This window comes from candidate division KSB1 bacterium (assembly GCA_022562085.1).
Lineage (GTDB): Bacteria > Zhuqueibacterota > Zhuqueibacteria > Oceanimicrobiales > Oceanimicrobiaceae > Oceanimicrobium.
The window spans coordinates 1-8,727 of record JADFPY010000182.1; the positions used below are offsets into that span (position 1 = coordinate 1).

The window sequence follows — 8,727 nt, forward strand, 5'->3', positions numbered from 1 at the left end:
GTAAAATACCCTCTCCTAAATGCCTACATGAGAATAGGTGATTTCGAGCGTGCATCTGCCGTTTCCGACCTTATGGGGGTTAGGCTGCCATTCAATATAGGAAGGCCTTGAGAGATATGGCATTTAAGCAAGAAGCTCAGACGCATTTAAATTTCCTTCAAGGTGCGTTACCGACACAAGAAGACAAGTTTATGCATAAAGATCAGAAACAAGCAAAAGGCGAATGTTACAGCTGGATTTACTAGAGCCGAGATTTTATGAAGCCTCTTTAATGCTGAGAATGAGTTTTTCGAGGACCTGAGTTTGGATCACATAACCCTTTTGCCCTGACCTTGATATAGGAGAGTGTGGTCTTGTGATTGCTAGAGCTAAACATATTGTCATCCTGGGTGGAGGCTTCGGTGGAGTCTATGCGGCTATGCATCTGGAGAAAATCTTCGCCCGTGATGATGATGTCGAGATCATTTTAATTAGTGAGCAGAATTACTTGCTTTTTACTCCGATGCTTCCCGAAGTTCCCTCCAGCTCCATCGAGGCAAAACATATCATCAGCCCGATTCGAGCTTTCTTTCGAAAAGTGAAATTTCAGAACAGCGAAGTGCACTCTATCGATCTCGAAAAGCGAATCATAACCGCCTCACATTGCCCGATGTGCAAACAATCCAGTCTGGGCTTCGACTATTTGGTGTTGGCCTTGGGCTCTAGGACCAACTTTTTTGGTTTGCCGGGAGTAGCAGAAAATGCGCTGCCGATGAAAACGTTAAGCGATGCAATGACGCTTCGCAACCACATCATTGACGTTCTCGAGCATGCTGACTTGCAGACTGACCCGGAAATACGCAAGGCGATGCTGACTCTCGTTGTCGCTGGTGGGGGATTTGCCGGAGTTGAGACTGCGGCTGAACTCCGTGACTTCATCGACACTGCGCGTCGTTACTACCCGAACATTCGTGCAGAAGAGGTAAGGGTCGTCTTGGTTCATGCTGGTTCGCGTATCATGCCAGAGATCAGCGAAGATCTAGCCGATTATGCTTTAAGACAGCTCAAGAAGAGGAAAGTCGAGGTACTGTTGAACACAAAGGTCGGTTCTGCCACTGCAGGATTCGTAGAGTTGGCCAACAAAGAGAGAATTCCCACTAAGACTCTGATCTGGACTGCTGGAGTCGCGCCAAGCCCTCTTCTCGCCACCTTACCCTGTGCGCGCAATAAGCGAGGTCAGATCATCGTCAACAAGCATCTGGAAGTTCCCGATCATCCGAGAGTTTGGGCGCTGGGTGATTGTGCTGAGATTCTCAATCCACAGACAGGGCAGCCTTATCCTCCGACCGCACAACACGCCACACGGGAAGGGAAAGTGGTAGCAGCGAACATTGTTTCTTCTCTGCGCGGGGCCACTAAGAAGCAGTTTATTTACAAACCTCTTGGGGTGCTTGTGTCACTGGGACGACGGTCAGCGGTAGCCGAAATTTTAGGATTTAGGTTCTCCGGCTTCTTCGCTTGGTGGCTCTGGCGCACCATTTATCTTTTCAAGTTGCCTGGACTTGAGCGTAAGCTGCGTGTGGCGGTGGATTGGACGTTAGATCTATTCTTTCCACGCGACATTGTCTTGCTAAAAGTCTTTATGAAAAAAACTCCGGGCGAGATTCCAATGGATAGCTCCGGAATGGGGCAAAAGGAATTAGCCCCTGCCCAAAATGAGCATCATGGTTAGTATTAGTGCCCTGGAGCTATGCACAAACGTTATGGATTTCAGGGGCGAGCGAATCCTGATTGCCGCAAGGGGATTGCGTCTCTTTTGCGGTTTAATGTTCGCATCCCTGCTCATTTTTGTGGCATGCAAACCGGGAATTCCCAGTGCACCCGAGTTAAACAATAGCCAAAAACCAGAGGGTTTTAAGCAAAGTTGTGGCGGTTGGAGCTAGTTTTACAGCCGGTTTTCAATCCGGCGGCAATGATAAATCAAGAAATTATTCTTTTTCCTAAACTAATCGGAGGAAAGCATGGGGCATTCAAATTTAGCTGAAATGTTTTATAAAACATGTGAAAGATTCCCCGATAAAACGGGAATGATGTACAAGCAGGATGGCGAATATCAATCAATAAAGTTCAGGGACATGCAGGCTCAGGTAACCAATTTAGCCGGTGGACTAGCATCCATAGGCGTTAAAAAAGGCGATAAAGTTGTATTGTTTTCGGAGAATCGTTACGAGTGGGCATTTTCTGACTATGCGATTCTATCTAATGGCGCTGTGACTGTTCCAATTTATTCCACATTACTTTCCTCTCATATTAAATATATCATTAACGATTGCGATGCCAAAATTGTCATCGTTTCCAATCGAAATCAATTTGAAAAGGTTTTGGAGATTGAGGGTGAAATTCCGCTGGTTGAAAAGTTTATTTTGTTCGATCCGGAAGGGGTAAACTTTGATAACATGGTTTCCTTTGCAGAAGTTATGGGACTGGGGAAAAAATACCTAGAGGAAAATCCCAATGCAGTTGTTGAGATCGTAGACGATTTGAACCGGGATAATATGGCAACCATCATTTACACTTCCGGAACAACCGGTGATCCTAAAGGGGTGATGTTATCCCATGGAAATTTTTTGTCCAATGTTGAGGCTGGTATACGAGCATTCTCAGTAAGTGAAAGGGATACATTTTTATCCTTTTTACCGCTCTCGCATATATTTGAACGCATGGCCAGTCATTTTTTAGCCAACCACATTGGTGCTACCATTGCCTATGCTGAATCCATTGAAACCGTGCCCCAAAATTTGCAAGAAATTAAACCCACAATCATGACCAGTGTGCCGCGGTTGTTTGAAAAAATTTATGCAAAAGTAGTAGATTCTGTGGAAGAGGGTTCGGCTCTTAAAAAAAAGCTATTTTATTGGGCCATCGGTGTGGGCAGGCAAGTAACAGAATCCAAGCAGGAGAATAAAGCACTCCCCAGTGCATTAAATATTAAATATGGTATTGCCAATAAATTAGTGTTTTCCAAGCTTAAGGAGCACGTTGGCGGCAGAATTCGCTTTTTTATTTCCGGTGGCGCGCCATTGGCCAGAGATATCGGTGAATTTTTTACAGCTGCCGGGCTCTTGATCCTGGAAGGATATGGTTTAACGGAAACCTCACCTCTGATTTCCATTAATCGATTTGAAAAATTCAAATTTGGTGCAGTCGGCATTCCAGTTGATAACGTTGAGGTGAAAATTGCAGAGGATGGTGAAATCCTGACTCGCGGACCCCATGTTATGCTGGGTTATTACAAAAACGAAGACACTACTAAAGAGGCAATTGATCGGGATAGCTGGTTTCACACCGGTGATATTGGGCATATCGATGTTAACGGATTTCTGATTATCACGGATCGTAAAAAGAATATCATCGTCACCGCAGGCGGTAAAAATGTAGCACCACAAAACATTGAAAATAAAATGATCGTTTCCCGTTACATTGAACAAGTTCTGGTGGTAGGAGATAAACGTAAGTTTTGTTGTAGTGCACTTATCGTACCTAATTTTGAAATGGTGGAAAAATTTGCCAAAGAAAGGACCATTTCTTTTCAGTCTCACAAACAATTATGTCAGAATGAAGAGATTATCAGATTAATTGAGGTCGAAGTTGAGGCTGCCAATAAAGGTCTTGCCTCATATGAATCGATTAAAGAATTTATTTTGCTCGATCGACCGTTCAGCATCGAAAGTGGCGAGTTAACGCCGTCCTTGAAGGTTAAGCGAAAAGTTGTTGAAGAAAATTACGAAGAAGAGATCAATTCTATGTATGAAGAAGAATCGGTGAAGGTGTAAGTAGAAGACTTGTGTCGGTGCTTCCGGTTTTAAGGTTCGTAACAGAATTTACCATTTGGTTAAAGAAGCGCTGTTTTCGAGTTACAAATTGACAAGACATACCTAGGTTTCAAACCATTAAGTGGCTTATTGATTAATCTTTGTTTGTAGAATAGAATATTTTAACAGAAAGATATAGGTTTATCAATTTATATTCAAGGAGATAGTCTATGATTGTGTTCGAAGTGAGCGCTAGAATGTAACATTCATACTATAACAACTGAAAATCATAGAGATGGATTTAACGGAAAATGAAAAGCACGCTTTTGAGAAATCTGTGGTATCGATACGCAAGACCGCAGAAGAAGTCATTTCGATGACGAGCAAATAAGCCAGAATTCATGAATAAGGGAGGGGTTCAAAATGTCAAAACTGAAAGAGAAATTAGCCGAGAAAATCCCGGGTTATAGGGAGCGAATAACCAAGCTGATCAAAGAGCATGGGGATGTTGTTGTTGATGAGGCCCGCATGCGTCAGTTTTATGGCGGGATGCGCGGCTTAAAATGTTTATCAACTGATATTTCTTATCTGGATCCTAATGAAGGTATTCGCTTTCGAGGTTACACGGTTCCTGAATGTTTGGAAAAACTGCCAAAGCCTCCGGGCGCAGAAATGCCATATGTGGAAGGGCATATTTATTTGCTATTAACCGGTGACATTCCAACTGAGAAAGATGTCAGGGAGGTTGTTGAGGACTTTAAAGTGAGGTGTCCAGTTCCTGAATATGTATTTACGATGTTAGGGGATTTGCCAAAAGACACGCACCCAATGAGCATGTTTTCCGCCGCCATCTTGTCATTGCAAAGAGAATCGGTATTTGTAAAAAGATATAATGAAGGCATGAATAAGGCGGAGTATTGGGAACCGATGTATGAGGACGCGATCAACTTACTGACCAAGCTGCCCGAAATCGCTGCCCACATTTTTCGTTTGAAATACAAGAAAAATGACATCATCGAACCGGACCCAAATCTCGATTTTGGGGCCAATTTTGCACACATGATGGGGATCAAGCCTCCGTATGATGAGCTGTCGCGGTTATACTTCATCCTCCATAGTGATCACGAGCTCGGCAACGTAAGTGCTCATATTACACACTTAGCCGGCTCAGCTTTATCTGATGCATACTATTCATTTTCTGCTGGCATGAACGGATTAGCTGGTCCGCTGCATGGGTTGGCCAACCAGGAAGTCCTGCGATGGATTCAGGGCGTTATGGAGAAAATGAACCATAAACTCCCCACGAAAGAAGAATTACAAAAATTCGTCTGGGATACCTTAAATTCAGGACAGGTAATTCCTGGTTACGGCCATGCGGTGCTCCGCAAGACGGATCCACGTTATACGGCTCAACGTGAGTTCTGCTTAACACACTTGCCCGATGATGAAATGTTTAAGATGGTAAGCATGCTTTATGAGGTTGTTCCTCAAATTCTTGTTGAACAAGGCAAAGCCAAGAATCCGTGGCCGAACGTTGATGCCCATTCAGGTGTGATACAATGGCATTATGGCTTAAAACAGTATGATTTCTACACCGTGTTGTTTGGAGTTGGCAGAGCAATTGGAGTTTTGAGCAACCTCATTTGGGATCGTGCGGTTGGCCAGGCATTGGAACGACCAAAATCCATGACAACGGATATGCTGGAAGATATTGCGGGCATTAAACGGTGAAAACATGTCAATCCAAGCGGATGTGGCCGTGAGTTGTCACACTTCGGAATCAGGGAGTTCGTCAACATCAAAACTGTTTTCGTGAAGCTTGATAAAAATATCCAAAATTATGAGAGCTGTTGAAGAGGTTTATCGTACAGGACCCAAGGAAGAAATCATTGGCTAATGAAAAGCCCAAATGGAGGAGTTGAATTGAAAAAAAAACCTTTATTATATATTTGTCTCTTTTTCATTACACTTGTTAATTCAATTGTTTTAGGGCAAGAAAAGAAAATAGAGATCCGTGTTGGTGGTGGACTATCGCCGTTTTTGGGGGCGGATGTCATGGAAGATTTCTATAAACTTGGTTTTAACACAGGGGTAAGAATTGGTTACATGGTATCACCGACATTAGCCATTGGAGGGAGAGTTGCTTACAATTCTTTCAGCATTGATGAACCACCAGGATTTACCATAGATGGCGGAACGTTTTCTGTAATTGAAATACTCGCAGAGGGTTTGTTCTATTTTCGGCCGAATAATTCTGAAAGATTTGCAAACTTTTATGTTTTAGGTGGATTCGGCATAACTCGGCCTAAAATATCCGATATAACAATCTCCGCCTTTGATACACCTGCACAAAACTTTTCAAGTATTACTGAATTGGAATTCATGGCAGCTTTTGGAATAGGCGGTAAATTCAATGTCACTTCGAGTGTAGGTGTATTCGCTGAGTTACGATTGAGCATTCTATTGACACAAGGCAACGAGGTAGATTTTCCTTCGTTAGAGGAGGATGAAATAGTTTATCTGCCAATCACAGTTGGTTTTATATTTTAGAAATTAAAAATTAGGCATTTATGAAAAACATTCGACTAATACTAAGCTTATAAATTTTGAAAATCTAATAATCAATAAAATCAGGAGGTTTTTACCATGCCGATGAAGGAAACACAATTGCCCTTCAGAACCGCTGCCGTTTTGGGCGCAGGCGTGATGGGCTCACAGATTGCTGCACACCTTGCGAACTCAGGTTTGACGGTTCATTTGTTAGACGTGCCCGCCAAGGAGGGGAACAAGAATGCCATTGTGGAGGGCGCATTCAAAAAGATGCTAAAACTACAACCAAATCCATTGGTGTCAAAGAGAGCAACTAAACGCATTACACTTGGCAACTTTGATGAGCACTTCGACCGGCTCAACGAGGCAGAATGGATCATAGAAGTAGTCATAGAGAATCTACCGATCAAACAGCAATTGATGGAGCGTTTAGACAAGGTAGCGCGTGAAGACGCTATCATTTCCAGCAATACCAGCGGCCTTCCGATTCATCAAATTACTAAGGGACGCGCGCAAGCCTTCAAGAAACGATTTTTGGGAACGCACTTTTTTAACCCACCTCGCTATCTCAAACTACTGGAAATCATTCCAACGCCGGATACGGATCCGAGCATTTTAGAACGCATTAAATGGTTTGGGCGTGTGCATTTGGGGAAAAGCGTGGTGGTCGCCAAAGATACCCCGAACTTTATTGCCAACCGCATCGGTAATTATGCGACACTGCAAGCGATTCGCACCTTTACCGATGGTTCATATACAATTGAGGAGATCGATACCTTAACCGGAACACTGATTGGCCACGCAAAATCGGCCACTTTCCGTACTGCTGATGTTGTGGGACTTGATACCCTCTTATATGTAGCTGAGAATCTTTATGAAGCGATTCCAAACGATGAAAGCCGTGAAGCACATCGCGCTCCAGAGTTACTGCGCAAATTAGTGGAAAAAGGCTTACTGGGTGCAAAAACTAAAAAAGGATTTTATCAAAAGGTTAAAAAGGACATCTTATCACTCAACCCGGAAACATTTGAATATGAACCGCCTCGTCCAATCGATCTTGGCGACCTCGATTCTATTGCGAAAATTGGTGATTTAAAGGAACGCGTTCGCGCGCTCTATGATGATCAGGGGCGCGCAGGGGCGTTTACCCGGCAGACAATGCTGGATCTGATGGGTTATTGTGCCCGCCGTGTTCCCGAGATTGCCGACAATCCCGCCAATATAGACCGTGCAATTTGCTGGGGATTCGGTTGGGAAATGGGGCCATTTGAAGTTTGGGATGTCCTTGGGTTCAAGCGTGTTTTAAAGGATATGCGCGAAGCAAACATCATTGTGCCAGGTTGGGTCGAGCAAATGATAAAAAATGGTGGTACTTCATTTTATAAAGGGGATAGCGGGTTAAAAGAGGTATACGTACCGGGGAAAGGGTATCTAGGGGAGCAAGAACCTGCTGACATAATCAATTTACCAACTATTAAAACCACGCCAAATCGCACCTTATTGGAACGTAAAGAAGCTGCCCTGCTAGATCTGGATGATGGAGTAGCGCTATACGAATTTCGCTCAAAATCAAATTCACTTGGCAATGATGTTATCGAAGGCCTATTCGAAGCGATTGATTTTGTTGAGGAGGGTGATTTTCGCGGGTTGGTGATCGGCAACGCCGGTAAAAACTTTTCGGTGGGAGCTAATTTAGGAGAGATGGCGCATGTCGTTCTCGAGGGTAAATTTGATTTGCTTGCAAAGGTGATTAAGCGTTTCCAGGATATGATCATGCGCATCCGTTACGCTCGCAAACCCGTGGTAACTGCCGTTCAGGGAATGGTGCTTGGCGGAGGATGCGAAATGACGATGGCAAGTGCACAAGTGGTAGCCACAGTAGAAACTTACACTGGGCTGGTTGAGTTAGGGGCAGGGCTAATTCCCGCAGGTTGTGGAACCACACATATGACCGCGCAGGCTGCTGAGGGCGCCGCGAGTGAATTTCCCAGCCATATTCAACCCTATTTAGAACAGGCATTCCAGACAATCGCTACCGCCAAAGTTTCTACCAGTGCACATGAGGCAACCGAATTAGGTCTTCTTGGAAGAAACATTCGTATCGTCATGAATGCAGATCGCCGGCTTTATGTAGCAAAGGAAGAAGTTATACGTCTTGCCAACGAGGGGTATCTGCCCCCGCCGGCACGCAATGCGATCATGGTGTTGGGACAGCCCGCTCGCGCTACTCTCGAGGTAGCGGTACACCAAATGCACCAGGCCGGTTATGCCAGCGAATACGACCGTTATTTAGCCGGACGACTGGCCTACATTATGACCGGTGGGGCGATTTCGGCACCGACGACGGTTCATGAGAACTACTTGTTGGAACTTGAACGAGAAGTGT

The 8,727-nt window shown here is 44.3% G+C and carries 5 protein-coding genes; all 5 read left to right on the top strand.

The genetic code is table 11. The features are described from left to right. Positions 1 to 355: 355 nt before the first annotated feature. Entirely contained in the window at positions 356 to 1,711 is a 1,356-nt protein-coding gene (locus tag IH879_14445) for an NAD(P)/FAD-dependent oxidoreductase (protein MCH7676134.1), read from the top strand. 289 nt (positions 1,712 to 2,000) lie between these two features. Beyond that, the gene (locus tag IH879_14450) at positions 2,001 to 3,812 is read left to right on the top strand and encodes a long-chain fatty acid--CoA ligase (protein MCH7676135.1); all 1,812 of its coding nucleotides are present in this window, start codon (positions 2,001 to 2,003) and stop codon (positions 3,810 to 3,812) included. A 402-nt stretch (positions 3,813 to 4,214) separates the two neighbouring features. Then, positions 4,215 to 5,522: a citrate (Si)-synthase gene (locus tag IH879_14455; protein ID MCH7676136.1), complete on the top strand. Its 1,308-nt coding sequence runs from the start codon at positions 4,215 to 4,217 to the stop codon at positions 5,520 to 5,522. Positions 5,523 to 5,714: 192 nt separating this feature from the next. Continuing rightward, positions 5,715 to 6,341 carry an outer membrane beta-barrel protein gene (locus IH879_14460; GenBank protein ID MCH7676137.1) on the top strand — a complete coding sequence of 209 codons (627 nt, stop codon included), beginning with the start codon at positions 5,715 to 5,717 and terminating at the stop codon, positions 6,339 to 6,341. 102 nt (positions 6,342 to 6,443) lie between these two features. Further along, the coding region (locus tag IH879_14465; GenBank protein MCH7676138.1) for an enoyl-CoA hydratase/isomerase family protein at positions 6,444 to 8,727 on the top strand (2,284 nt) is incomplete at its 3' end.

Bases quoted from the DNA above. Each gene is read 5' to 3' on its own strand.
- IH879_14455 (MCH7676136.1), top strand. From the start codon at position 4,215: ATGTCAAAACTGAAAGAGAAATTAGCCGAGAAAATCCCGGGTTATAGG.
- IH879_14450 (MCH7676135.1), top strand. From the start codon at position 2,001: ATGGGGCATTCAAATTTAGCTGAAATGTTTTATAAAACATGTGAAAGA.